We start from the raw sequence: 24,334 nt of genomic DNA on the forward strand, positions 1-24,334 counted from the left end.
GTGTGCGTGTGAGCGGAGCGTAAAAAGGTCCGTACCAATGGTCAAGAGGTCTGGACCAGACCCGACTCCCGGGCCAGCACCGCCGCCTGCACCCTGCTGCGCAGCCCCAGCTTCGCCAGCAGCCGGCTCACATGGGTCTTCACCGTGGCCTCCGCCATGCCCAGCCGCCCCGCGATCTCGGCGTTCGACAGCCCCTCCCCCACGCACACCAGCACCTCCCGCTCCCGCCGCGTGAGCGAGGCGAGCAGCTCGGCGTGCGGCCCGTCCTCCGCGGGCCCCGGGGGCGTGGGCCGGGCGAACTCCGCAATGAGACGCCGCGTCACCGCCGGCGAGATCAGCCCCTCGCCGCGTGCCACCGTCCGCACCGCCGCCACCAGGTCGGCGGCCTCGCTGTCCTTGAGCAGGAAGCCGGCCGCGCCCGCCCGTAGCGCGCCGAAGACGTACTCGTCCAGGTCGAAGGTGGTCAGCACCAGGACGTCGGCCAGCTGCTCCCCCGTGACGACCCGGGTCGCCGACACCCCGTCCAGGCGCGGCATCTGCACATCCATCAGCACCACGTCCGGCCGCAGCTCGCGGGCCAGGCGCACGGCCTCCTCGCCGTCCGCCGCCTCCCCGGCCACCTCGATGCCGGGGGCCGACCTCAGGATGAGCACCAGCCCGGACCGCACCGCGGCCTGGTCCTCGGCCACCAGTACCCGGATCATCCTGCGTCCTCCTCGTCCACGGGCAGTTCGGCCCGTACCTCCCATGCGGCACCGCCCGCCGCGGGGCCGACCGTCAGCCGGCCGCCGAGCAGTTCCACGCGCTCGCGCATGCCGACCACGCCCGCCCCCGCGCCCGGCGCCCGGTGCTCGGGCCCGTCGCCCAGCACACTGGTCACCCGCACCGTCAGCCCTCCCTTGCCGTCCACGGCCCGCGCCAGCTCCACCCGCACCTCGCCGGGGGCCGCGTGCTTGACGGCGTTGGTCAACGACTCCTGCACGATGCGGTACGCCGCGAGCTCGACCGGCGCGGGCAGCGCGCCGGGGCCGCGGGCGTCGTCGAGCCGGAAGGCGAAGCGCTCGTCCGGCACGGCCGCCCTGGCCCGCTCCACCAGCGCGTCCAGACCCGCCAGCGTGGGCGTGGCCGCCGGCTCCTCGGCTCCGGTCGTGTCCCGCAGCAGCCCGATCAGGCGCCGCATCTCGGCCAGGCCCTGGACGCTGTTCTCCCGGATGACCCCGAGCGCCTCGCGCGAGGCGGCCGGCTCGTCGATGGAGAGCGCGGCCGAGGAGTGGATGGCGATGGCGGACAGATGCCCGGCCACCATGTCGTGCAGCTCCCGCGCCATCCGGGCCCGTTCGGCGCCCACCGCCTCGCGGCGGTCCATCTCCGCCAGCAGCGCGGTGCGCTCGGCGTTGAGCCGGGCCACGCGGGCGGCGTCGCGGTGGGTGCGGACGGCGACGCCGGTCCAGGCCGGGGCCACCGCGACGACGGCGACGCCCACGCCGACGAGCAGGGCCTCGGGCTTGCGGGCCACCGCGAGGGCGACCACTGTCGCCACGACGGTCAGGGCCTCGCACGTACGCGGTACCCGGCGTGCGGCGCCCGGCGGGCCGTACAGCACGGCCGCGTAGATCAGGTCGGTGAACATCAGCAACGTGGCCAGCAGGTTCACGCCGGTCACCAGGTCCACCGCGAAGACGAGCGTGCCGAGCACCAGGGCCGGCTCCGGCATGGTGCGCCGCAGCAGTTCCAGCCCCGCCATGACCACCAGGGCGAGCAGTGCCCACCGGGGTGAGAGCCCCGGCACCCAGCTCCTGTGTCCCCGCAGCCCCAGGAACCACAGCACCAGCCCACCCAGCAACCCGGCGACGGCGATGAGCACGTCGTCGCGGTGCGGGCGGTCGGGCAGCGTGAAGAGGCCGGGCATGATTCCATCTCAGCACGTCGCAAGGGGTGGAATCGTCCCCTCCAGGACCGGGCCGAAAGCCGTCCGCTACATCGAAGGATGCAGTGCCGGATCACCGCGTACGACGACGAAACCGGCCCGCACGCAGCGGACGCTGGTGGGGAGGAAGGGAGAGGAACGTGATAGTCACCCTGGTCGTCGCCTGCGAGATCGGCTTCTGGGTCCTGCTGGCCGCCGGGCTGAGCCTGCGCTACCTGGCCCGCATGCCGCGTGCGGGGGTCGCGGTACTGCTGCTGGAGCCGGTGCTGGAGCTGGTGCTGCTGATCGCGACGGCGATCGATCTGAGGAACGGTGCCACGGCCGACTGGAAGCACGGCCTGGCGGCGGTCTACATCGGCTTCTCGGTCGCGCTGGGACACTCCACGATCAAGTGGGTCGACCAGCGCTTCGCCCACCGCTTCGCGGGCGGGCCGCCGCCGGTGAAGCCGCCGAAGTACGGCACGGCCCGCACGGTGCACGAGTGGCGGACGGCGGGCAAGTGGATCCTGGCGTCGGCGATCGCCATCGGCCTCCTGCAGTGCGCCGCCTGGTACGTGGGGGCCTCCGGCGACATCAGCTCCCTGCGGGAGTGGCAGACGAGGATGCTGTGGGTGGCGGGCATCAACCTGGCCATCGCCGTCAGCTACACGCTGTGGCCCAAGGAGCCGAAGAAGGACGACGCGAAGGTGTAGCGCCTGTCCGGCGGATCTTCGTTACGGGGCCACCACGGCGCCCCGTCAGGGGCGCGGGGCAGTGTCCGATCTGCGGCTGCCGCCGCGCGGGCGCGACAAGCCACGACGCACCCGCAGATGAGGGCCGTGCTTCGCCTGCGGGACGTCGGTGGCCGATCGCGCAGTTCCCCGCGCCCCTACGGGGCTAGGCCACGTTGACGCGCTGGCCGGGAGGCGCCGCCTCCAGCCATGCGAGGAAGCCCGTCAGGGCGTCCTCGCTCATGGCGAGCTCCAGGCGCGTGCCCCGGTGCGCGCACCCCAGCACGATCGCATCCGAAAGGAGCGCCAGCTCCTCCTCGCCCTGGGGAGTGCGGCGCTCCAGTACCTCGATCGAGTCCCGCTCCAGCACACGGCGCGGGCGCGGGGCATAGGAGAAGACGCGGAACCACTCGATGCGGTCGCCGCTGTAGCGGGCGACCCCGTACACCCAGCCCTTGCCGGCGGGTTCGGGGTCGTCCTCCGGAACGTTCCAGCGCAGGCTGCAGTCGAACGTGCCGCCGGAACGCTGGATGAGCCGCCTGCGCAGCCCGAAGACGAAGAGCCCCAGCAACACCAGCAGTACGACGATGCCGCTCACGAGCAGAGCGAGGACCATCTCCACCGACCTCCTCGCATCATCTAGAGCAACCGCACCTGCGTTATTGCCTCAGCCGCGGACCGCCCTGGAATGTTCCAGGCCGGCCCGCGGCTGAGGGTCGTACTCGAAGCGGATACGGGCTAGCGAACGCCCGTGACCGCCTTCAGCCGGACGTCCGCGCGCCGCTCGGCGGCGGCGTCGGCCTCCGCCTTGGCGCGCTCGAGCGCCCGCTCGGCGCGCTCGACGTCGATCTCGTCGGCGAGCTCCGCGATCTCGGCGAGCAGCGAGAGCTTGTCGTCCGCGAACGAAATGAATCCGCCGTGCACCGCCGCGACGACGGTGCCGCCGTCGGTGGTCTTGATGGTCACCGGGCCGGACTCCAGCACACCGAGCAGCGGCTGGTGGCCGGGCATGACGCCGATGTCACCCGATGTGGTACGCGCGATGACCAGGGTGGCCTCGCCGGACCAGACGCTTCGGTCCGCCGCGACCAGCTCGACGTGCAGCTCAGCAGCCAACGTGGCTCCTCGGGTCTTACACCCGCCGGGTGCGACGGGTGTTGGGTCAAAGAATAGGGGACGTGGCGTCCGGGGGCGGGAGTGCCCCGCCCCCGGACGTCAGGGCGCGAGGGCCCTTAGGAGACGCCCAGCTCCTTGGCGTTCTTCTTCAGGTCCTCGAGGCCACCGCACATGAAGAAGGCCTGCTCCGGGAAGTGGTCGAACTCACCGTCGCAGATCGCGTTGAACGCGGCGATGGACTCGTCCAGCGGAACGTCCGAACCGTCGACACCGGTGAACTGCTTCGCCGCGTGGGTGTTCTGCGACAGGAAGCGCTCGACGCGACGGGCGCGGTGGACGACCAGCTTGTCCTCTTCGCCCAGCTCGTCGATACCGAGGATCGCGATGATGTCCTGGAGGTCCTTGTACTTCTGCAGGATCCCCTTGACGCGGGAGGCGCACTCGTAGTGGTCCTGCGCGATGTAGCGCGGGTCCAGGATGCGGGACGTCGAGTCCAGCGGGTCGACCGCCGGGTAGATGCCCTTCTCCGAGATCGGACGCGACAGAACGGTCGTGGCGTCCAGGTGGGCGAAGGTCGTCGCCGGGGCCGGGTCGGTCAGGTCGTCCGCGGGGACGTAGATCGCCTGCATGGAGGTGATCGAGTGACCACGGGTCGAGGTGATGCGCTCCTGCAGGAGGCCCATCTCGTCGGCGAGGTTCGGCTGGTAACCCACGGCGGAGGGCATGCGGCCCAGCAGCGTGGAGACCTCGGAACCGGCCTGGGTGAAGCGGAAGATGTTGTCGATGAAGAACAGCACGTCCTGCTTCTGCACATCGCGGAAGTACTCCGCCATGGTCAGACCGGCCAGGGCGACGCGCAGACGGGTGCCCGGGGGCTCGTCCATCTGGCCGAAGACCAGGGCGGTCTTGTCCAGAACGCCCGACTCCTCCATCTCCTGGATGAGGTCGTTGCCCTCACGGGTGCGCTCGCCGACGCCGGCGAAGACGGAAACACCATCGTGCAGCTTGGCCACACGCATGATCATTTCCTGGATCAGAACGGTCTTGCCGACACCGGCACCACCGAACAGACCGATCTTGCCGCCCTTGACGTACGGGGTCAGCAGGTCGACGACCTTCAGACCCGTCTCGAACATCTCGGTCTTCGACTCGAGCTGGTCGAACGCCGGGGCCTTGCGGTGGATGGACCAGCGCTCGGTGACCTCGGACTCGGCCTCGGGCTCGTTCAGGATGCGGCCCAGGGTGTTGAACACCCGGCCCTTGGTGACGTCACCGACGGGGACGGTGATGCCGTCGCCGGTGTCGGTCACCGCGGCCTGGCGGACCAGACCGTCGGTGGGCTCCATGGAGATGGCGCGGACCAGGCCCTCGCCCAGGTGCTGCGCGACCTCGAGGGTCAGGGTCTTCTTCTTGCCGGCCTCGGCCGGGTCGGAGACCTCGACGGTCAGCGCGTTGTAGATCTCCGGCATCGCGTCGACGGGGAACTCCACGTCGACGACCGGGCCGATGACCCGGGCGACGCGGCCCGTCGCGGCGGCCGTCTCAACAGTGGTGGTCATTGTTTCAGTCACTCCCCGCGGTCGCGTCGGCCAGGGCGCTCGCGCCACCGACGATCTCGCTGATTTCCTGGGTGATGTCGGCCTGTCGGGCCGCATTGGCAAGCCGCGTGAGCGACTTGATGAGCTCTTCGGCGTTGTCGGTCGCCGACTTCATCGCCCGGCGGCGGGCCGCGTGCTCGGAAGCGGCGGCCTGCAGCAGGGCGTTGTAGATCCGGGACTCGACGTACCGCGGCAGCAGCGCGTCGAGCACGCCCTCGTCGGACGGCTCGAAGTCGTACAGCGGCAGGATCTTGTCCTTGACCGCCTCCGACTCCTCCACCGTGGCTTCGAGGCTCAGCGGCAGCAGCCGGTTGTCGACCGGCGTCTGCGTCATCATCGACACGAACTCCGTGAAGACGATGTGCAGCTCGTCCACGCCGCCCTCGGCGGTGTCCTGCTGGACCGCCTCGATGAGGGGACCGGCGACCCGCTTGGCGTCGGCGTAGGTCGGGCTGTCGGTGAAGCCCGTCCACGAACCGGCGACCGGGCGCTCGCGGAAGCCGTAGTACGCGACGCCCTTGCGGCCGACGATGTACGTGACGACGTCCTTGCCCTCCGCCTTGAGCCGCTCGGTGAGCCGCTCGGCGGACTTGATCGCGTTCGAGGAGTAGCCGCCGGCCAGACCGCGGTCGCTCGTGACGAGCAGGACCGCGGCCCGGACCGGGTTCTCGACCTCGGTCGTCAGGGCGTGCTTGGTGTTGGACCCGGTGGCAACCGCGGTCACTGCCCGGGTGAGCTCACTGGCGTACGGAGTGGAGGCCGCCACCTGGCGCTGCGCCTTGACGATGCGCGAGGCGGCGATCATCTCCATCGCCTTGGTGATCTTCTTGGTCGCGGAGACGGACTTGATCCGCCTCTTGTAGACCCGGAGCTGGGCACCCATATGCTCAGCCCTCGCCCAGCAGCTTGCCGTCCGAGGTCTCGAACTGCTGCTTGAACGCCGCGATCGCGTCGCCCACGGCCTGCAGCGTGTCGTCGGACATCTTGCCGCCCTCGCGGATGGAGGTCATCAGACCGCCGTGCTCGCGACGCAGGTAGTCCAGCAGCTCGCGCTCGAAGCGGCGGATGTCCTCGACCGGGACGTCGTCCATCTTGCCCGTGGTGCCGGCCCAGATCGAGACGACCTGGTCCTCGGTGGAGTACGGGGCGTACTGGGACTGCTTGAGCAGCTCCACCATGCGCTTGCCGCGCTCCAGGGCGGCCTTCGACGCGGCGTCCAGGTCGGAACCGAAGGCGGCGAACGCCTCCAGCTCGCGGTACTGGGCCAGGTCCACGCGCAGGCGGCCGGAGACCTGCTTCATGGCCTTGTGCTGGGCCGAGCCACCGACACGGGAGACCGAGATACCGACGTTCAGGGCCGGGCGCTGGCCGGCGTTGAACAGGTCGGACTCCAGGAAGCACTGGCCGTCGGTGATGGAGATGACGTTGGTCGGGATGAACGCCGAGACGTCGTTGGCCTTGGTCTCGACGATCGGCAGACCCGTCATCGAACCGGCGCCCATGTCGTCGGAGAGCTTGGCGCAGCGCTCCAGCAGACGCGAGTGCAGGTAGAAGACGTCACCCGGGTAGGCCTCGCGGCCCGGCGGGCGGCGCAGCAGCAGGGAGACGGCGCGGTAGGCGTCGGCCTGCTTCGACAGGTCGTCGAAGACGATCAGGACGTGCTTGCCCTGGTACATCCAGTGCTGGCCGATGGCCGAGCCGGTGTAGGGGGCGAGGTACTTGAAGCCGGCCGGGTCGGACGCGGGAGCGGCGACGATGGTCGTGTACTCCAGGGCGCCGTTCTCCTCCAGCGCGCGGCGCACGCCGGCGATGGTGGAGCCCTTCTGGCCGATGGCGACGTAGATGCAGCGGACCTGCTTCTTGGGGTCGCCGGTGCGCCAGTTGTCGCGCTGGTTGATGATCGTGTCGATCGCGAGCGCGGTCTTGCCGGTCTGACGGTCACCGATGATCAGCTGACGCTGGCCACGGCCGACCGGGGTCATGGCGTCGACGGCCTTGTAGCCGGTCTCCATCGGCTCGTGGACCGACTTGCGGACCATGACGCCGGGGGCCTGCAGTTCGAGGGCGCGGCGGCCCTCGGTCGCGATCTCGCCGAGGCCGTCGATCGGGTTGCCCAGCGGGTCGACGACGCGGCCGAGGTAGCCCTCGCCCACCGCGACGGAGAGCACCTCACCGGTGCGCTGCACCGGCTGGCCCTCCTCGATGCCGCTGAACTCGCCGAGGACGACCGCACCGATCTCGCGCTCCTCGAGGTTGAGGGCGAGACCGAGGGTGCCGTCCTCGAACCGCAGCAGCTCGTTCGCCATGGCCGAGGGAAGGCCCTCGACCTTCGCGATGCCGTCGCCGGCAACGCTGACCGTACCGACCTCCTCGCGCGAGGCCGCGTCCGGCTTGTACGCCTGGACAAAGTTCTCCAGTGCGTCCCGGATCTCCTCCGGCCGGATCGTGAGCTCCGCCATCTGGGTTCCCTGCTCTCCTTGTTGGGCCCGAAGTAATTCTGGGGGTCTGGGGACTGTCCCCCAGAGGACACCGTCGGCCCAACCCGGGCCGTCAGTACATGCTCTTGAGTTGGTGGCTGGTCAGCCGGCCATCCGGCGGCTCGCCTCGGCGAGCCGGTCCGCGATCGTGCCGTTGACGACCTCGTCGCCGATCCGCACCTGGATGCCACCGATGATCTCGGGGTCGACGTCCAGGTTGAGGTGGACGCGTCGCCCGTACAGCGTGGCCAGCGCCTCGCCGAGACGCTGCTTCTGCTGATCGCTGAGCGGCACCGCCGAGGTGACCTCCGCGACCATGCGGTTGCGGCGGTCGGCAGCCAGCTTGGAGAGGGCGTTCAGCCCACCGTCCAGGCTACGTCCACGCGGCGCGGTCACCAGCCGGAGCACGAGGCGCTCGGTGACCGGGTTGGCCCGGCCGCCCAGCAGCTCGCGGACCAGCTCGGCCTTGGCGCGGCGGTCCGCGACCTTGTCGGCCAGCGCGGCGCGCAGCTCCGGGTTCGACGCGACGATGCGGCCGAAGCGGAACACCTCGTCCTCGACGTCGTCCAGGTCACCGGCCCGCTCGGCGGCGATCAGGTCGGCGCCGGACGCCAGCTCCTCGATCGCGTCCACCAGGTCGCGCGAGCGCGACCAGCGGGAGCGGACCATGCCGCCGATCAGCTCGACGGACTCCTCGCCCACCTGGCCGCCCAGCAGCCGGCGCGCCAGCTCCGCCTTGGCCTCGCCGGACTGCGCCGGGTCGGTCAGGACCCGACGCAGCGAGACCTCGCGGTCGAGCAGCGCGGTCACGGCGGCCAGCTCCTCGGCGAGCTTCGCGGCGTCCACGGCCGTGTTGTCCGCCAGCGCGTCGAGGCGCTCCCGTGCGGAGGCCAGGGCCTCCCGGCTCGCAAGGCTCATCGCTTGGCCTCGGCCTTCGTCTCGTCGCCCGCCTTGGCCTCGAGCGCGTCGAGGAAGCGGTCGATGGTCCGGCTCTGGCGCTCGGCGTCCGTCAGGGACTCGCCGACGATCCGGCCGGCCAGGTCGATGGCCAGCTGGCCGACGTCCTGGCGCAGCGTGGCCGCGGCGGCCTTGCGGTCGGCCTCGATCTGGGCGTGACCGGCGGCGATGATCTCCTCACGCTGCCGCTGGCCCTCGAGCCGCATCTCGGCGATCAGCGCGACGCCCTGCTCCTGCGCCTCCTGGCGCAGACGCGCGGCCTCGTGGCGGGCGTCGGCGAGCTGGGCCCGGTAGTCCTCGAGAACCTGCTGAGCCTCGGCCTGCGCGGCCTCGGCCTTCTCCATGCCGCCCTCGATGGCCGCCCGGCGCTCCTCCAGAACCTTGTTGATGTTCGGGAGGAGCTTCTTGCCGAGGAACCCGAAGACGATGAGGAAGGCGATCAGGCCGATGATGAGCTCTGGCATCGGCGGGAGGAGAGGGTTCTCCATCTCCTCGGACGCCAGGTGCGTCAGGGCGTACACATCAGTGCCTTTCGTCGAAAAGGGGTTGTCGCTGGGATCGGTTTACTGGAACACGAAGCCCATGACGATGCCGATCAGGGCGAGCGCCTCACAGAAGGCGAAGCCCATGATCTGGTTGGTGCGGATCAGGCCGGCCGCCTCGGGCTGACGGGCCAGGGCCTGGGTGCCGTTGCCGAAGATGATGCCGACGCCGACGCCCGGGCCGATGGCGGCCAGGCCGTAGCCGATGGCGCTGGCGCTGCCGGTGAAGGCGTCCTTGGAGGCGAGGTTGACCATTTCGAGAGCAGCGGACATGCCGTTACTTCCTTCTCTTTCACGGACCGGTGGGGGTTGGCCACCGGACGTCAGTTGGGGCTGGGAGGAGGCGGGGGCTCAGTGGTGCTCGGAGAGCGCGCCCTGGATGTAGCTGGTGGCCAGGAGGACGAAGATGTACGCCTGGACGGCCTGGATGAAGAGCTCGAAGGCGGTCATCGCGATCGTCATGATGAAGGACGCGCCCGCGTAGGCGATGCCGATGCCGTTCAGCAGGTACCAGCTGGCGATGGTGAACATCACGATCAGCAGGTGGCCGGCGAACATGTTGGCGAAGAGCCGGACCGCGTGGGTGAAGGGCCGGATGATCAGGTTCGACAGGGCCTCGATCGCCACGATCAGCGGCAGGACGGCGCCCAGCTCCTTGTCGTAGCCGGTGATGTTCTTCCAGCCGCCCGTGAAGCCGTGCTTCTTGAAGGTCAGGAAGACCCACATGACGTAGACGACCAGGGCCAGACCGGCGGGGTAGGCGATGATCGACGTCACCGGGAACGAAGCCACCGGGATGATCGACCAGACGTTCATCATCCAGACGAAGAAGAACAGCGAGACCATGAACGGCACGTACTTCTCGCCGTGCTTCTTGCCGAGCGCCTCGTAGACGATCCCGCGGCGCACGAAGTCGTAGCCGGCCTCACCGACCATCTGCAGCTTGCCCGGGACCACCTTGGCCCTGCCGAATGCTGCCCAGAAGAACCCCACGATGATGAGCGAGCCCAGGATGGCCAGCAGCATCGGCTTGTTGAACTCGTAACCGCCGATCGTGAACAGCGGCTCGAAGACGAACGAGTGGAGCCCTGGGGCCGGGAAGCCGCACCCGTTGAAGATGTGGCAATCGGTCTCGAAGGCGAGCAGCGTCTGGTCAGCACTCACCGCGAGCTCCTTCAGCGTGGCGCATAGGTACGGCAACCTCGTTGTGTCGGCGCGGCGTGCAGCCACGGAACGGCACTGGACTGGTCTTACGAATGGGGGTGCGGCAGATCGGCCGGGAAGGGCCGAGATGCATCGCAGGCGTCAGCTGCACGGGCTGCCGGCTCTGCCCCGCGGGACTCGGGGTTTCGGCTGCCTGCGTCCGCTGCACCTCAGATGGCATCGGACGATAGCAGGTGAGCACGCGAGCCTTTATCCCGGGCCTACCGCTCATGACGGAGAACCGGCGGGCGTGGTCTTCTCGGTCTCGCGGGACGTCTCCACATAAAGGATCTTGGCCTTCATGTACGCGCGCGCCTGCGCCGCGATCCACACGAGGGTCGCGGCGAGCAGGGTGAAGGCAAAAACCTTGGTGTCGAACAGCGTGGTGTCCTTGAACACCATCAGAAAGACGGCCACCAGCAGCATCTGGGTCATGTAGAGCAGCAGCCCCATGGCCTGGAAAAGGTGCGGCAGATGCTTGGCGGTGCGCTGCAGGATGACCAGGCCCGAGGCCATGACCGCGCCGGTGAGGGCGACTCCCGTGGTCGCGCCGATCCCGCCCTTGGCGCCGGCGACCACGAAGCCGACAACGACGGCCACCACACCGGTGAGGGCGGTCGGAACGGCGCACTGCAGAAGTGTTCGGGCGTCGTTGGACTGCATGAAGGGTTTCTCCGGCGAAGGTCGGAAGCAACGATTCGTCGTGACTGAGCGTATCCCCGGGAATGAGGTGGCACCTCGCAGCGAAGGGCCGCCGCACTACGGTCCTTCGGCTCTACCAAGGGTTTCGTGAACGGTATCACAAACTATTTGATGAGGTCTTTACCTACATCGTGTGCCGCATGTCACACTCAGGGGTCAATGCCCTGGTCACAGGGCTGACGGAGCCGTCTTTCGTCTGCTAGAGGACACCGTTTCCGCGTCTTCTGCATTTGCGGCGTCCTTCAGTTCTTGCCGCCGCGCGCATGTGCGAAGCGGGAGCGGTCGCCGACGGCGGTGGCCCCGTGCAGCCCGGCCGGCACCGGCTCGCGCTCCTCGCCCTCGCCGCTGCGTGCGGCGGCGGTGGCCGGCGCCGCGGGCACGCGGCGGCGGTAGCGCGGCGGGACGAAGCGCTGGGCCCACAGCGGGGCGCGCGGTGTGAAGCGCGGCATCAGCAGCAGCACCAGGCCCACGGCGCTGAGCGCGACGATGACCAGCAGGATCCAGACACTGGCGGAGTTCACCGAGTAGGCGACCGTGCCGAAGCCGATCAGCGCCGACCAGAAGTACATGATCCACACGGCCCGGCTGTGGGAGTGACCGATCTCCAGCAGCCGGTGGTGCAGGTGGCCGCGGTCCGCGGCGAACGGCGACTGGCCCTTCCAGGTGCGGCGCACGATGGCCAGCAGCAGGTCGGCGACCGGCACCGCGATGACGGTCAGCGGCAGCAGCAGCGGGATGTAGACCGGGACCATCGCCTGCACGGCCGCCCGCTCGGAGCCCGCCCACAGCTTGAGGGCGTCGGGGTCGACCTGGCCGGTGATGGAGATGGCTCCCGCGGCCATGACCAGGCCGATGAGCATCGAGCCGGAGTCGCCCATGAAGATGCGCGCGGGGTGCATGTTGTGCGGCAGGAAGCCCAGGCACATGCCCATCAGCACGGCGGCGATCAGGGTGCCGGGAGCGGCGGACTCCAGCCCGTGGCCGTACCACATGCGGTAGGCGTACATGAAGAACGCGGCGGCGGCGATGCACACCATGCCGGCCGCCAGGCCGTCCAGGCCGTCGACGAAGTTCACCGCGTTGATGGTGATCACGACGAGGGCGACCGTGAGCAGCGTGCCCTGCATGGGGGTCAGCGAGACCGTGCCGACGCCGGGCACGGGGATGAACAGGATCGTCAGACCCTGCAGCACCATCACGCCGGCGGCGATCATCTGGCCGCCCAGCTTGACCAGGGCGTCCACGCCCCACTTGTCGTCGAGCACGCCGAGGATCCAGATCAGCCCCGCGCCCGACAACAGGGCTCTGGGCTCGTTGGACAGCTCGAAGACGGACTTGAGGTTGGACAGGTGCGCGGCGACCAGCAGTCCCGCGCACAACCCGCCGAACATCGCGATACCGCCGAGCCGCGGCGTCGGTTCCCGGTGCACGTCGCGCGCGCGGATCTCGGGCATGGCGCCCGCCACGATCGCGAACTTCCGCACCGGGCCCGTCAGCAGGTAGGTGACCGCCGCGGTGACGCACAACGTCAGCAGGTATTCACGCACGGGCTGCCCCAGGGATAGCGCTGGACATCACAGCCTCACACCATATTCGCGTCCGCCCCGGAACCGTGAATGCCCACCAAGACGCCCACCGCCCCGGCGGGGTTCCAAATGATCACATCTGGGAGCGATACGGGGGGAACCTTCCGGCCAGATCGGCCACCTCGGCGCGGGCGTCGGCCTCCAGCACCTCGCCGCGCAGCACGCCCGCCAGCAGCGTGCCGACGAGCTCCATCTCGCTCTCGCCCATCCCCTGCGTGGTGACCGCCGCCGTGCCCATGCGCAGGCCGCGTGCGCTGCCGCGGGGCAGCCCGCAGACGTCCAGCACCATGGCGGCCGCCGTCAGCCTGCGGCGGGCCGTGGCGGCGTCCAGGGCGAGCGTGGAGACGTCGGCGACCACCAGGTGGGTGTCGGTGCCTCCGGTGACCACGGGGACGCCCTCGGCGGCCAGGGTGGCCGCGAGCCGGCGGGCGTTGGCGACGACCTGGTGGACGTACGCGCCGAAGGCGGGGGTCGCCGCCTCGGCCAGGGCGACGGCCTTGGCGGCGACCGTGTGCATCTGGGCGCCGCCCTGGGTGAAGGGGAACAGCGCGCGGTCCACGCGCTGGGCGAGCTCGGGGCCGCACAGCAGCAGCCCGCCGCGCGGTCCGCGCAGCACCTTGTGCGTGGTGGCGCACACCACGTCGGCGTACGGCACGGGGTTGGGCGCCGCTCCCCCGGCGACCAGGCCCATGGGGTGGGCGGCGTCCACGATCAGGTGGGCTCCCACCTCGTCGGCGATCCGGCGGAAGGCCGCGTAGTCGGGGTGGCGCGGGTAGGAGGTGGAGCCGCAGACGATGGCCCGGGGCCGGTGGGTGCGGGCCAGGTCGCGCACCCGGTCGTAGTCGAGCAGGCCGGTGGTCTCGTCGACGCCGTAGCCGACGAAGTCGTACCACCGGCCGGAGAAGTTCACCGGGGAGCCGTGGGTGAGGTGTCCGCCCTGCTGCAGACCCATGGCCAACACCGTGTCGCCGGGGGTCAGCAGCGCGGCGTAGGCGGCGAGGACGGCGGCGGTGCCGGAGTGCGGCTGGACGTTGGCGTGGGCGGCGCCGAACAGGTGCCGGGCGCGCTCGACGGCCAGGCTCTCGGCGATGTCGACGAGCTCGCAGCCACCGTGGTGGCGGGCGCCGGGGTAGCCCTCGGCGTACTTGTTGGTGAGCGGGGAGCCGAGGGCGGCCAGGACGGCGGGCGAGGTGAAGTTCTCGGCGGCGATGAGCTGCAGCCCGGTGGCCTGGCGCTCGGCCTCGGCCAGGAGCAGTCCGGCGATCTCGGGGTCCTGCCGGGTCAGTGCGGCGAAGCCGCCGTCCCAGGAGGGGCGCGGCAGGTCCTGCGCGGCGGCCAGGGGCCCGGTGCTGCCGACGGGTGCGGGGGTGGTGGGCACGGGCATCGCTGGCTCCCGGCTGTGCGGTGCGATGGGCGGGCGGTCCCGGAAGGGCCTGTCCTTCCCAATGTAGGCCCGCACAGTGCCATATGCCCGGAAGGTCGCGGCTAGGGCCGGCCGGAGACCCCCGTGAGCGCGGTGACGACCGGGTCCAGCGCCTGGTTGATCTCGTCGCCGATGGAGCGGAAGAAGGTGATCGGGGCGCCGTAGGGGTCGTGCACCTCGTCCGCCTCCGCGCTCGGCGCCAGCAGCCAGCCGCGCAGCGCGGCGGCGGCCTGCACCAGGGCGCGGGCGCGCTCGACCACCCCGCCGGCCTGCCGCGGGTCGGGCAGGGTCGCGGGGTCTATGGCCCGCACCAGCCGGGTGAACTCCTTGAGCGTGAAGGTGCGCAGCCCCGCCGAGTGGCCCATCGAGATGACCTGGGCGCGGTGGTCGCGGGTGGCGGTCAGGACCAGGTCGGCGCGGATGACGTGCTCGTCCAGCAGCTCCCGGCCGGTGAAGCCGTGCGGGTCGGCGCCGAAGTCGGCGAGGACCGTCGCGGCGTGGGCCTCCATGGGGGCGCCCTCGTGGCCCCAGGTGCCGGCGCTCTCCACCACCAGCCCCCCGGCGTACGGGTCGCCGAGGCGGTGGGTGAGGGCATGCCGGGTCAGCCGCTCGGTGATCGGCGAGCGGCACACGTTGCCGGTGCTGACGTGGAGGATGCGGAAGATGTCGGCGGATGTCTCCGGCTCCGCTATGCCACGCCCCTGCGGGGCGATCAATTGGCCACCTCGAGGTCGGGTACCACCTCGCGCAGCTGCTCGGCGCTGACGGCGCCGGCGCGCAGCAGGACGGGCACCTTGCCGGTGACGTCCACGATGGAGGACGGCACGTCGGCGGGGGTGGCGCCGCCGTCGAGGTAGACGGAGACGGAGTCGCCGAGCATCTCCTGCGCGGCGTCGCAGGTCTGCGGGGCGGGGTGGCCGGTGAGGTTGGCGCTGGAGACGGCCATGGGACCGAACTCGGTCAGCAGCTCGATGGCGACGGGGTGCAGCGGCATGCGCACGGCCACCGTGCCGCGGGTCTCGCCCAGGTCCCAGGTCAGCGACGGCTGGTGCTTGGCGACGAGGGTGAGCGCGCCGGGCCAGAAGGCGTCGACGAGCTCCCAGGCCTGCTCGGAGAAGTCGGTGACGAGCCCGTGCAGGGTGTTGGGCGAGCCGACGAGGACGGGCGAGGGCATGCCTCGGCCCCGGCCCTTGGCCTGCAGGAGGTCGCCGACGGCCTCGCGGCTGAAGGCGTCCGCACCGATGCCGTAGACGGTGTCGGTGGGCAGCACGACCAGCTCGCCGCGGCGGACCGCGGCGGCCGCCTCGCGCAGACCGGTCCTGCGGTCGGTCGCGTCGCTGCAGTCGTATCGCCGTGCCATGTCACTGGCCTCCTCGTACGGAAGGGACGGAAGGGTGGGGGTGTTCTCGCCCGGGTGCGCCGGAGGGCGTCACGGCGTCGCCTTGCGGGCCGTGGCGAAGCGCGGGCGGTTGTTGAGGTCGGGGTGGTCGGCGGCGTCGGCCCAGCCCCTCTCCTCGGCGAAGATCCACGGCACCTGGCCGCCCTGGGTGTCGGCGTGCTCGACGACGACGATGCCACCGGGGCGCAGCAGCCGGTGGGCGGTGCGCTCCAGGCCGCGGATGGTGTCCAGGCCGTCCTCGCCGGAGAACAGCGCGAGCTCCGGGTCGTGGTCGCGGGCCTCGGGGGCGACGTACTCCCACTCGGTGAGCGGGATGTACGGCGGGTTGGAGATCACCAGGTCGACCTGGCCGTCCAGCTCGGGCAGGGCGGTCAGCGCGTTGCCGTGGTGCAGGTGCACCCGGGAGCCCTCGGTGTTGCGGCGGGCCCAGCCGAGCGCGGTCTCGTCCAGCTCGACGGCGTGCACCCGGGAGCGGGGCACCTCCTGGGCGAGGGCGAGCGCGATGGCGCCCGACCCGGTGCACAGGTCGACGATCAGGGGCTCGACCACGTCCATGGCGCGCACGGCGTCTATGGCCCAGCCGACGACCGACTCGGTCTCCGGCCGGGGCACGAAGACGCCGGGGCCGACCTGCAGCTCCAGGTACCGGAAGAAGGCGCGCCCGGTGATGTGCTGCAGCGGCTCGCGGGCCTCGCGGCGCGCGACGGCCTCCCAGTAGCGGGCGTCGAAGTCGGCGTCGGCGACGTTGTGCAGCTCACCCCGTTTGACGCCGTGCACGAAGGCGGCGAGCTCCTCCGCGTCGAAGCGCGGGGAGGGCACGCCGGCGTCGGCCAGCCGCTGGGTGGCCTGCGCCACCTCGGCGAGCAGCAGGTTCACTGGGCCTTCCTCCTGATCCGGGTCGCTTCTCGTACGGCTACTGGGCCGAGGCGAGCTTGGCCGCCGCGTCGGCGTCGACGCACGCCTGGATGACCGCGTCCAGCTCACCGTCGAGCACCTGGTCCAAGTTGTACGCCTTGAACCCGACACGGTGGTCGGAAATGCGGTTCTCCGGGAAGTTGTAGGTCCGGATCTTCTCCGAGCGGTCGACGGTGCGGACCTGGCTGCGGCGCGCGTCCGCGGCCTCCGCCTCGGCCTTCTCCTGGGCCGCGGCCAGCAGCCGCGAGCGCAGGATGCGCATGGCCTGCTCCTTGTTCTGGAGCTGGCTCTTCTCGTTCTGGCAGGAGGCGACCACACCGGTGGGCAGGTGGGTGATGCGCACCGCGGAGTCGGTGGTGTTGACCGACTGGCCGCCGGGGCCGGACGAGCGGTAGACGTCGATCCGCAGGTCGTTCATGTTGATCTCGACGTCGACCTCCTCGGCCTCGGGCGTGACGAGCACGCCGGCGGCGGAGGTGTGGATGCGGCCCTGCGACTCGGTGGCGGGCACGCGCTGGACGCGGTGCACACCGCCCTCGTACTTCAGTCGGGCCCACACGCCCTGGCCGGGCTCGGTGGCGCCGTTGCCGCCCTTGGTCTTCACCGCGACCTGGACGTCCTTGTAGCCGCCCAGCTCGGACTCGGTGGCGTCGATGATCTCGGTCTTCCAGCCGACGCGCTCGGCGTAGCGCAGGTACATGCGCAGCAGGTCGCCGGCGAAGAGCGCGGACTCGTCGCCACCGGCGCCGGCCTTGATCTCCAGGATGACGTCCTTGTCGTCGCTGGGGTCGCGCGGGACCAGCAGCAGGCGCATCTTCTCGGTGAGCTCCTCGCGCCGCTTCTCCAGCTCCTTCACCTCGGCCGCGAAGTCGGGGTCCTCGGCGGCGAGCTCGCGCGCGGTGTCGATGTCGTCACCGACCTGCTTCCAGGAGCGGTAGGTGGCGACGATCGGGGTCAGCTCGGCGTAGCGCTTGTTGAGCTTGCGGGCATTGGCCTGGTCCGCGTGCACGGCGGGGTCGGCGAGCCGCTTCTCGAGGTCGGCGTGCTCGCCGATGAGGTCCTCGACAGCCTCGAACATCAGGTTTCCTTCAAGCGGAGGTAAGGGGCCCGCGGGCGTGCGGGAGGGGGGCCTGCCGGACGACGACAAAGCGCCGGTCCACCCCGACCCTCGCACGGAGGAGCGGGAGCAGGACCGGCGCCAGCGGGCCGCTACTTCTTGGCGGACCCGGCGTTCTTGCCGAAGCGGGCCTCGAACCGCGCCACACGGCCACCGGTGTCGAGGATCTTCTGCTTGCCCGTGTAGAACGGGTGGCACTCGGAGCAGACCTCGGCACGGATGGTGCCGGCCGCGATCGTGCTACGGGTGGTGAAGGAGGCGCCACAGGTGCAGCTGACCTGGGTCTCCACGTACTCCGGGTGGATGTCGCGCTTCAAGGGTTCTCCTAGGTTCGGGAGGGCACCGGGTCGCAGGGCGGGATTGCCGTACGTGAACCGGGGCCGACGTACCAGTCTGCCAGTACTGGCCGCATCCCCCAAAACGGGGGTCGGCGGCCCGGTATTCCCGGGCCCCTGCCGGGCTACTTCACCACGCCGTCGGCCTGCGTCTTCGCCCCGTCGCCGGCCTTCAGCACGGTGTCGGGGACCGGCTGGTCGGCCCTGAGCGCCTGCCACAGCTGGGCGGTGGGCTCCTCCAGCGGCACGACGCGGTCCTGGTCGCGGGGGTCGGGGCCGACCGGCAGCGTCACCATGCGCATCTGGTCGGGGCCGATGCCCTTCAGACCGTTGGCGAAGCCGTAGAGCTTGTCCACCGAGGCGAGGTCCTTGTCGGTGGTCAGTGCCTTGGTGGCGGTGTCGGCGATCCCGTAGAGCTTGGTGGGGTTGGTGAACAGGCCCACGTGCTTGACCTGGTTGATCAGCGCCTTGATGAAGGCCTGCTGCAGCTTGATGCGGCCCAGGTCGCTGCCGTCGCCCACGCCGTGCCGGGTGCGCACCAGGCCCAGGGCCTGCTCGCCGGTGAGGGTGTGGGTGCCCGCGTCCAGCTTCAGGTGGCTCCACCGGTCGTTGATGGGCTTGGTCGTGGTGACCTCGACGCCGCCCAGCTTGTCGATCAGGTTCTGGAAGCCGGCGAAGTCGACCTCCAGGTAGTGGTCCATGCGGATGTTGGTCATGGCCTCGACGGTCTTGACCGCGCAGACCGCGCCGCCGACGGAGTACGCCTCGTTGAACTGCTCCCGCTTGACCGCGGGAACCGTCTTGCCGCTCTGGGTGGTGCACGCGGGGCGGGAGATGATCGTGTCGCGCGGGATGGAGACCACGCTGGCCTGCTTGTGACCCGCGTAGACGTGGACGATCATCGCGGTGTCGGAGCGGGAGCTGCCCTCGTCGCGGCCGTACTTGCCGTTGGCGCCGGCGCGGGAGTCGGAGCCGAGGACGAGGATGTCCATCGAGCCGTTGTCGACGTTGTCCGGCCGGTTCTTGCCCAGAGCGGCGTTGATGTCGACGCTGCTGAGGTTGCCGTTGAGCTTCATGTACAGCAGCCCCGCACCCGTACCGCCCAGCAGGACCAGCGCGCCGGCACTCCAGAGGGCTATTCGCCTGCCCTTGCGGCGCACGGGAGGCTTACGACGACGGCCGCGCTTCCCGCCGGCGTGCCGGCGATGCGATCCGGCCCGCCTACCCGTGGTCTCGTCGGCCATGCGCTCTCAGTCCTCCGCTGGTCTTCGGCTGCCCCCTGCTGGTTGACGGGGAAGTATGCGCCAGGGTTGCACAGCGGTGTCTGAGGAGAAGCTAAGAAAAGATCGGCCCGGCCACAGCCCGTTTTGCCTGCTCCACGGCTCCTACCTGCGGTTTAGGCCATGTGGCCGAGGTGTTTCGGGGTGTGGTGACGCTTTCGCGCCTGTGGCGGATGTCTCAAAATGTCACAGGAAGATCACGGCGCCGCGCAGATGCGCGCCATCGGCCGCCGGAACGACGGAACCTCCCCGTCAGCAGTGACGAGGAGGTTCCGGTTACTGCCGCGCGAGGCGTCAGTCGTTGCCGTTGCCCGGGTTGGGCGTGTTCTTGGCGATCTGCATCAGGAACTCGGCGTTGGACTTCGTCTGCTTCATCTTGTCGAGGAGCAGCTCGATGGCCTGCTGCGAGTCCAGGGCGTGCAGCACCCGGCGGAGCTTCCAGACGATGGCCAGCTCCTCGCCGCCGAGGAGGATCTCCTCCTTGCGGGTGCCGGAGGGGTCCACGTCCACGGCCGGGAAGATGCGCTTGTCGGCGAGCTTCCGGTCGAGCTTGAGCTCCATGTTGCCGGTGCCCTTGAACTCCTCGAAGATCACCTCGTCCATGCGCGAGCCGGTCTCGACCAGCGCGGTGGCCAGGATGGTCAGCGAGCCGCCGTCCTCGATGTTGCGCGCCGCACCGAAGAACTTCTTCGGCGGGTAGAGGGCGGTGGAGTCGACACCACCGGACAGGATGCGGCCCGAGGCCGGGGCGGCCAGGTTGTAGGCGCGACCCAGACGGGTGATCGAGTCCAGCAGGACGACCACGTCGTGGCCCAGCTCCACCAGGCGCTTGGCGCGCTCGATGGCCAGCTCGGCGACCGTGGTGTGGTCCTCGGCCGGGCGGTCGAAGGTCGAGGAGATGACCTCGCCCTTGACCGACCGCTGCATGTCGGTGACCTCTTCCGGACGCTCGTCGACCAGGACGACCATCAGGTGGCACTCGGGGTTGTTGGTGGTGATCGCGTTGGCGATCGCCTGCATGATCATGGTCTTGCCGGTCTTCGGCGGGGCCACGATCAGACCACGCTGCCCCTTGCCGATGGGCGCGACCAGGTCGATGATGCGCGTCGTCAGCACGCCCGGGTCCGTCTCCAGGCGCAGGCGCTCCTGCGGGTAGAGCGGGGTGAGCTTGCCGAACTCCGGGCGGCCGCGACCGGTCTCCGGCGCCATGCCGTTGACCGAGTCCAGGCGGACCAGCGCGTTGAACTTCTCGCGCCGCTCGCCGTCCTTGGGCTGGCGCACCGCACCGGTGACGTGGTCGCCCTTGCGCAGGCCGTTCTTGCGGACCTGGGCGAGGGAGACGTAGACGTCGTTCGGACCCGGCAGGTAGCCGGAGGTACGGATGAAGGCGTAGTTGTCAAGGATGTCGAGGATGCCCGCGACGGGGATCAGGACGTCGTCCTCGGCCAGCTGCGGCTCGCCCGCGAAGTCGTCGCGGCCACGACGGCCACGGCGGTCGCGGTAGCGGCCGCGACGGCCACGACGGCCGCCCTCGAAGTCGTCCTCGTCCTGCGCGGGGCCGCCCTGACGGCCGCCGTCGCGCTGCTGCTGGCGGGCACCGCCGCCCTGCTGCTGACCGGCGTCGCCGTCACGGCCGCGGCGGTCGCGCTGACGCTCCCGGCGGTCGCCCTTCTGGCCGCGCTCGCCGCGGTCCTGGCGCTCGCCCTTGGCGCCCTTGCCCTCGGCGGTCTCGACGGCGGCCTCGGCCTTGCCCTCGGCACGCTCCTCGGTGCGCACCTCCGTACGGGCCTCGGTGCGGGGGGCCTCCGCGGCGGCGGTGGCGCCGTCGGGGCTGCCGGCGGGCGCGGTGGCGCGCCGGCGGCGGCGCTCGCCGGCCGGGGCCTCGTCGCCGCCCGGCTGGCCCGGGATCTCGATCTGCTGCTGGGCAGCCTTCTCGGCGGGCTTCTCGGCCGCGGCCTCACCCGTACGGGCACGGGAGGTCGTACGGCGCTTGGGCTTGGTCTCGGCGGCCTCGGCGGCCTCCGACTTGGCGGGCGCGGCGGAGGCGCCGGCCTGCTTCTCCTTGATGACCTCGATCAGCTGGCCTTTGCGCATCCGCGCGGTGCCCCTGATGCCGAGGCTGGAGGCGAGCTGCTGGAGCTCGGCCAGAACCATGGCGTCGAGGCCCGTGCCCGAGCGGCGCCGCTTGGGGGCGGTGGCAGCACCGGTGGCAGGCGCGGCGGGAGCGTCCGTGGCGGGCGCGGAGGCATTGCCGACAGCACTGTCAGAAGTGCCTGCGGCGTTCACGCCCATCAGATCGGTGGTGTCGCTCACGAAGGGGTCCTTCCCTGGAGCGGGCGTCGGCCTGTCTTGGCTCGGCGACCGGTTGTGCTGTCCGGCTGCGGTCCTGATGTGCGGACCGGCCGGGGCGGTGGTCCGCCGGTGTTACGGCGGAAGAATCAATTCATTGGTGCCGGCGTGAAGAATGAGGGAAGGGCACGACATAACGCTTCACTCATGTCGCCCACGCCGATTCCGGAGCGTGCTCGAAACTGCTCAGGCAGGCTGCTCAGGCAGTTGGGGAGGCTCCCGGAAGAAAAGCGGTCCCTGATCGGGACACACAGCACCAAGCCGTAGTGGCTTCGGGTGCAGACTTGAGGTTAACACTACCGGATCCCACAAACATTCCCCCTCTCAAAGACCGGCAACCGCGTTTTTCGTGGACCCGGTCCCCCCGGGCGCCACTGGTCAGGCGAGCGGCAGCACGCTCGTCCCCCCGGCGTCGAGGGTCAGCCGGTTGGCCGCCCATCCCTCGCCCGCCAGCCGTGCGACCTTGTCGGCCGCAGCGTCCTCGACCAGCGCGAGCACCGTGGGGCCCGCGCCGGAGATGACCGCGGGGACGCCGTCCCCCCGCAGTCGGTTGACCAGGGCCACGCTCTCCGGCATCGCCGGGGCGCGGTACTCCTGGTGCAGCCGGTCCTCCGTGGCCGGCAGCAGCAGCTCGGGACGCCTGGTCAGGGCCTCGACGAGCAGTGCCGCGCGGCCCGCGTTGGCGGCCGCGTCCACATGGGGGACGCTGCGCGGCAGCAGCCCCCGGGCCGTCTCGGTGAGCACGGCTCTCGACGGGACGAAGACCACCGGAACGATGGAATCCGCCGGGTCCATCCGCACGGCACGGGCCCCTCCGCCCTCCGTCCAGGCGACCGTGAAGCCACCGAACAGGCATGCGGCGACATTGTCGGGGTGCCCCTCCAGCTCCGTGGCCAGCTCGAGCATCGCCGTGTCGTCGAGCCTGTCGGCCCCGCCTATCGTCACCGCGCGGGCGGCGACGATGCCCGCGCAGATGGCCGCGGCGGAGGAACCCATGCCCCGCCCGTGCGGGATGCGGTTGGCGCAGACGATCTCCAGCCCGCGCGGCTGGCCGCCGAGCAGGTCGAAGGTGGTGCGCAGGGACCGTACGAGGAGGTGCCCCTCGTCGCGTGGGAGGGTGTCGGCACCCTCGCCGGCGATGTCGATGTGCAGCCCCGATTCCGCCACCCGGACCACGACATCGTCGTACAGACCCAGGGACAGGCCGAGGGCGTCGAAGCCGGGACCGAGGTTCGCGCTGGTGGCGGGGGTGCGCACTCGGACGGCGGCGGCGCGGAAGGCGGGACCGGCCATCGCTCGATGACTCTCCTTGGTGTGGCCGTAATTGGTGCGTTGCGACATCCGCAAGTGGTCGCGACGGCAATACCGCGTGGGGACGGCACGGTCAGCGACGGGGCGGTGTGAGCACAGCCTATCGAAGGAAGGTTCAGTGACGACATAGGGCGCACAGGAGGCGCACGATGCGTGTCGCACCGCTACCTGTGCATCTGCCCAGGTTGCACCGGCTTGCGGCCAGGCGCCCCGCCGCCGGGTTGTGGGCAGGCGTTCCGCAGGGCGGAACGGGTGGGCACAACCCGGCGACGGCCCGCACCCGGGCGACTAGACCAGCCCGAGCCGCTCCGCAGCGGCCCCCGCGGACACCGGAATGGTGACCGGCTGCGGCGCCCCCGCAACGGCCCAGTCGGGGTCCTTGAGCCCGTTGCCCGTGACCGTGCACACGATCCGCTGACCGGGGTCGACAAGGCCGAGCTCCGCGGCCTTGAGCAGCCCCGCCACGCTCGCAGCGGAGGCGGGCTCCACGAAGACGCCCTCCTGCGCGGCCAACAGCCGGTATGCGGCCAGGATCTGCCGGTCCGTCACCTCGTCGATGAGGCCGCCCGACTCGTCCCGCGCCTGCTCGGCGAAGCGCCACGACGCGGGGTTGCCGATGCGGATGGCGGTGGCGATGGTGTGCGGCTCCTTCACCGGCTCGCCGCGCACGATCGGCGCCGAACCGGCCGCCTGGTAGCCCCACATCCGCGGGGTACGGGCCGCGATGCCGTCCGCCGCGTACTCGCGGTAGCCCTTCCAGTAGGCGGTGATGTTGCCCGCGTTGCCGACCGGCAGCACGTGGATGTCGGGCGCGTCGCCGAGCGCGTCGACGATTTCGAAGGCGGCCGTCTTCTGGCCCTCGATCCGGACCGGATTGACCGAATTGACCAGCGCGACGGGGTAGTTGTCGGACAGCTCGCGGGCCAGCGTCAGGCAGTCGTCGAAGTTGCCGTCGACCTGCAGGATGCGCGCGCCGTGGACGAGGGCCTGGCCCATCTTGCCGAGCGCGATCTTGCCCTGCGGCACCAGGACGGCGCAGACCATGCCGGCCCGTACCGCATAGGCCGCCGCCGAGGCGGAGGTGTTGCCCGTGGAGGCGCAGATGACGGCGCGCGCTCCCTCTTCCTTCGCCCGGGTGATGGCCATGGTCATGCCGCGGTCCTTGAAGGACCCGGTGGGGTTGGCGCCCTCGACCTTGAGGTGGACCTCGCAGCCGGTGCGCTCGGAGAGGACCTGGGCCGGAACCAGCGGCGTACCGCCCTCGCGCAGGGTGACCACCGGCGTGTCGGCGGTGACCGGGAGCCGGTCGCGGTATTCCTCGATGATCCCGCGCCACTGGCGGGTGGCGGGGGCGCCGCCGGAGCGGCCGTTGTTGGCAGACATTGCT

The 24,334-nt window shown here is 70.7% G+C and carries 24 protein-coding genes; 1 reads left to right on the top strand and 23 read right to left on the bottom strand.

The genetic code is table 11. The features are described from left to right. Nucleotides 1–41 precede the first annotated feature (41 nt). Complete coding sequence (locus tag AB0K17_RS00330; protein ID WP_365965208.1) at nucleotides 42–704, bottom strand: response regulator transcription factor; 663 nt, start codon at nucleotides 702–704, stop codon at nucleotides 42–44. Then, nucleotides 701–1,909: a histidine kinase gene (locus tag AB0K17_RS00335; protein WP_365965209.1), complete on the bottom strand. Its 1,209-nt coding sequence runs from the start codon at nucleotides 1,907–1,909 to the stop codon at nucleotides 701–703. The genes AB0K17_RS00330 and AB0K17_RS00335 overlap by 4 nt, the downstream gene beginning before the upstream one ends. Nucleotides 1,910–2,067: 158 nt before the next feature. On the opposite strand from AB0K17_RS00335, the gene AB0K17_RS00340 reads away from it, so the two are divergent. Beyond that, complete coding sequence (locus tag AB0K17_RS00340) at nucleotides 2,068–2,619, top strand: hypothetical protein (protein ID WP_365981656.1); 552 nt, start codon at nucleotides 2,068–2,070, stop codon at nucleotides 2,617–2,619. A 184-nt stretch (nucleotides 2,620–2,803) separates the two neighbouring features. On the opposite strand, the gene AB0K17_RS00345 is transcribed toward AB0K17_RS00340, so the two are convergent. From AB0K17_RS00345 to thrC, 21 genes are all read right to left on the bottom strand, one after another. Beyond that, nucleotides 2,804–3,253, bottom strand: a complete 450-nt coding sequence (locus AB0K17_RS00345; RefSeq protein WP_344437337.1) for a DUF2550 domain-containing protein — start codon at nucleotides 3,251–3,253, stop codon at nucleotides 2,804–2,806. A gap of 122 nt (nucleotides 3,254–3,375) precedes the next feature. Next, nucleotides 3,376–3,753 carry a F0F1 ATP synthase subunit epsilon gene (locus AB0K17_RS00350; RefSeq protein WP_365965211.1) on the bottom strand — a complete coding sequence of 126 codons (378 nt, stop codon included), beginning with the start codon at nucleotides 3,751–3,753 and terminating at the stop codon, nucleotides 3,376–3,378. Nucleotides 3,754–3,869: 116 nt separating this feature from the next. After that, nucleotides 3,870–5,312: a F0F1 ATP synthase subunit beta gene (gene atpD, locus AB0K17_RS00355; RefSeq protein ID WP_365965212.1), complete on the bottom strand. Its 1,443-nt coding sequence runs from the start codon at nucleotides 5,310–5,312 to the stop codon at nucleotides 3,870–3,872. A 4-nt stretch (nucleotides 5,313–5,316) separates the two neighbouring features. After that, nucleotides 5,317–6,234, bottom strand: a complete 918-nt coding sequence (locus AB0K17_RS00360) for a F0F1 ATP synthase subunit gamma (RefSeq protein ID WP_365965213.1) — start codon at nucleotides 6,232–6,234, stop codon at nucleotides 5,317–5,319. A 4-nt stretch (nucleotides 6,235–6,238) separates the two neighbouring features. Beyond that, nucleotides 6,239–7,810 carry a F0F1 ATP synthase subunit alpha gene (gene atpA / locus AB0K17_RS00365; protein WP_365965214.1) on the bottom strand — a complete coding sequence of 524 codons (1,572 nt, stop codon included), beginning with the start codon at nucleotides 7,808–7,810 and terminating at the stop codon, nucleotides 6,239–6,241. Between the two features lie 120 nt (nucleotides 7,811–7,930). Continuing rightward, nucleotides 7,931–8,746, bottom strand: coding sequence for a F0F1 ATP synthase subunit delta (locus AB0K17_RS00370; protein ID WP_365965215.1), 816 nt, complete (start codon nucleotides 8,744–8,746; stop codon nucleotides 7,931–7,933). After that, the gene (locus AB0K17_RS00375; RefSeq protein WP_365965216.1) at nucleotides 8,743–9,306 is read right to left on the bottom strand and encodes a F0F1 ATP synthase subunit B; all 564 of its coding nucleotides are present in this window, start codon (nucleotides 9,304–9,306) and stop codon (nucleotides 8,743–8,745) included. The genes AB0K17_RS00370 and AB0K17_RS00375 overlap by 4 nt, the downstream gene beginning before the upstream one ends. A 42-nt stretch (nucleotides 9,307–9,348) precedes the next feature. Further along, the gene (gene atpE, locus AB0K17_RS00380) at nucleotides 9,349–9,600 is read right to left on the bottom strand and encodes an ATP synthase F0 subunit C (protein ID WP_365965217.1); all 252 of its coding nucleotides are present in this window, start codon (nucleotides 9,598–9,600) and stop codon (nucleotides 9,349–9,351) included. 78 nt (nucleotides 9,601–9,678) lie between these two features. After that, nucleotides 9,679–10,491 (bottom strand): F0F1 ATP synthase subunit A, encoded by an 813-nt coding sequence (gene atpB / locus AB0K17_RS00385; RefSeq protein WP_365965218.1) that lies wholly within the window; start codon nucleotides 10,489–10,491, stop codon nucleotides 9,679–9,681. Nucleotides 10,492–10,758: 267 nt separating this feature from the next. Beyond that, complete coding sequence (locus AB0K17_RS00390) at nucleotides 10,759–11,193, bottom strand: hypothetical protein (protein ID WP_365965219.1); 435 nt, start codon at nucleotides 11,191–11,193, stop codon at nucleotides 10,759–10,761. Between the two features lie 281 nt (nucleotides 11,194–11,474). After that, nucleotides 11,475–12,779, bottom strand: a complete 1,305-nt coding sequence (locus AB0K17_RS00395) for an MraY family glycosyltransferase (protein ID WP_365965220.1) — start codon at nucleotides 12,777–12,779, stop codon at nucleotides 11,475–11,477. A gap of 112 nt (nucleotides 12,780–12,891) precedes the next feature. Then, nucleotides 12,892–14,202: a serine hydroxymethyltransferase gene (gene glyA, locus AB0K17_RS00400; RefSeq protein WP_365965221.1), complete on the bottom strand. Its 1,311-nt coding sequence runs from the start codon at nucleotides 14,200–14,202 to the stop codon at nucleotides 12,892–12,894. Between the two features lie 101 nt (nucleotides 14,203–14,303). Beyond that, nucleotides 14,304–14,957: a protein-tyrosine-phosphatase gene (locus AB0K17_RS00405; RefSeq protein ID WP_365965222.1), complete on the bottom strand. Its 654-nt coding sequence runs from the start codon at nucleotides 14,955–14,957 to the stop codon at nucleotides 14,304–14,306. After that, a complete protein-coding gene (locus AB0K17_RS00410; RefSeq protein ID WP_344437322.1) occupies nucleotides 14,954–15,601 on the bottom strand; it encodes an L-threonylcarbamoyladenylate synthase in 648 nt (215 codons plus the stop codon). The genes AB0K17_RS00405 and AB0K17_RS00410 overlap by 4 nt, the downstream gene beginning before the upstream one ends. A 69-nt stretch (nucleotides 15,602–15,670) precedes the next feature. After that, the gene (gene prmC / locus AB0K17_RS00415; protein WP_365965223.1) at nucleotides 15,671–16,516 is read right to left on the bottom strand and encodes a peptide chain release factor N(5)-glutamine methyltransferase; all 846 of its coding nucleotides are present in this window, start codon (nucleotides 16,514–16,516) and stop codon (nucleotides 15,671–15,673) included. Between the two features lie 37 nt (nucleotides 16,517–16,553). Next, nucleotides 16,554–17,633 carry a peptide chain release factor 1 gene (prfA, locus tag AB0K17_RS00420; RefSeq protein ID WP_365965224.1) on the bottom strand — a complete coding sequence of 360 codons (1,080 nt, stop codon included), beginning with the start codon at nucleotides 17,631–17,633 and terminating at the stop codon, nucleotides 16,554–16,556. 131 nt (nucleotides 17,634–17,764) lie between these two features. Then, entirely contained in the window at nucleotides 17,765–17,989 is a 225-nt protein-coding gene (rpmE, locus tag AB0K17_RS00425) for a 50S ribosomal protein L31 (protein WP_344437319.1), read from the bottom strand. A 143-nt stretch (nucleotides 17,990–18,132) separates the two neighbouring features. Next, nucleotides 18,133–19,251, bottom strand: coding sequence for an LCP family protein (locus tag AB0K17_RS00430; protein ID WP_365965226.1), 1,119 nt, complete (start codon nucleotides 19,249–19,251; stop codon nucleotides 18,133–18,135). Between the two features lie 330 nt (nucleotides 19,252–19,581). Continuing rightward, nucleotides 19,582–21,600, bottom strand: coding sequence for a transcription termination factor Rho (gene rho / locus AB0K17_RS00435; protein WP_365965227.1), 2,019 nt, complete (start codon nucleotides 21,598–21,600; stop codon nucleotides 19,582–19,584). A gap of 414 nt (nucleotides 21,601–22,014) precedes the next feature. Beyond that, nucleotides 22,015–22,929, bottom strand: a complete 915-nt coding sequence (thrB, locus tag AB0K17_RS00440; protein ID WP_365965228.1) for a homoserine kinase — start codon at nucleotides 22,927–22,929, stop codon at nucleotides 22,015–22,017. A 306-nt stretch (nucleotides 22,930–23,235) separates the two neighbouring features. Beyond that, the gene (gene thrC / locus AB0K17_RS00445) at nucleotides 23,236–24,330 is read right to left on the bottom strand and encodes a threonine synthase (RefSeq protein WP_365965229.1); all 1,095 of its coding nucleotides are present in this window, start codon (nucleotides 24,328–24,330) and stop codon (nucleotides 23,236–23,238) included. Nucleotides 24,331–24,334 lie beyond the last annotated feature (4 nt).

The organism is Streptomyces sp. NPDC049585 (assembly GCF_040675615.1).
Classification (GTDB): domain Bacteria; phylum Actinomycetota; class Actinomycetes; order Streptomycetales; family Streptomycetaceae; genus Streptomyces; species Streptomyces luteosporeus.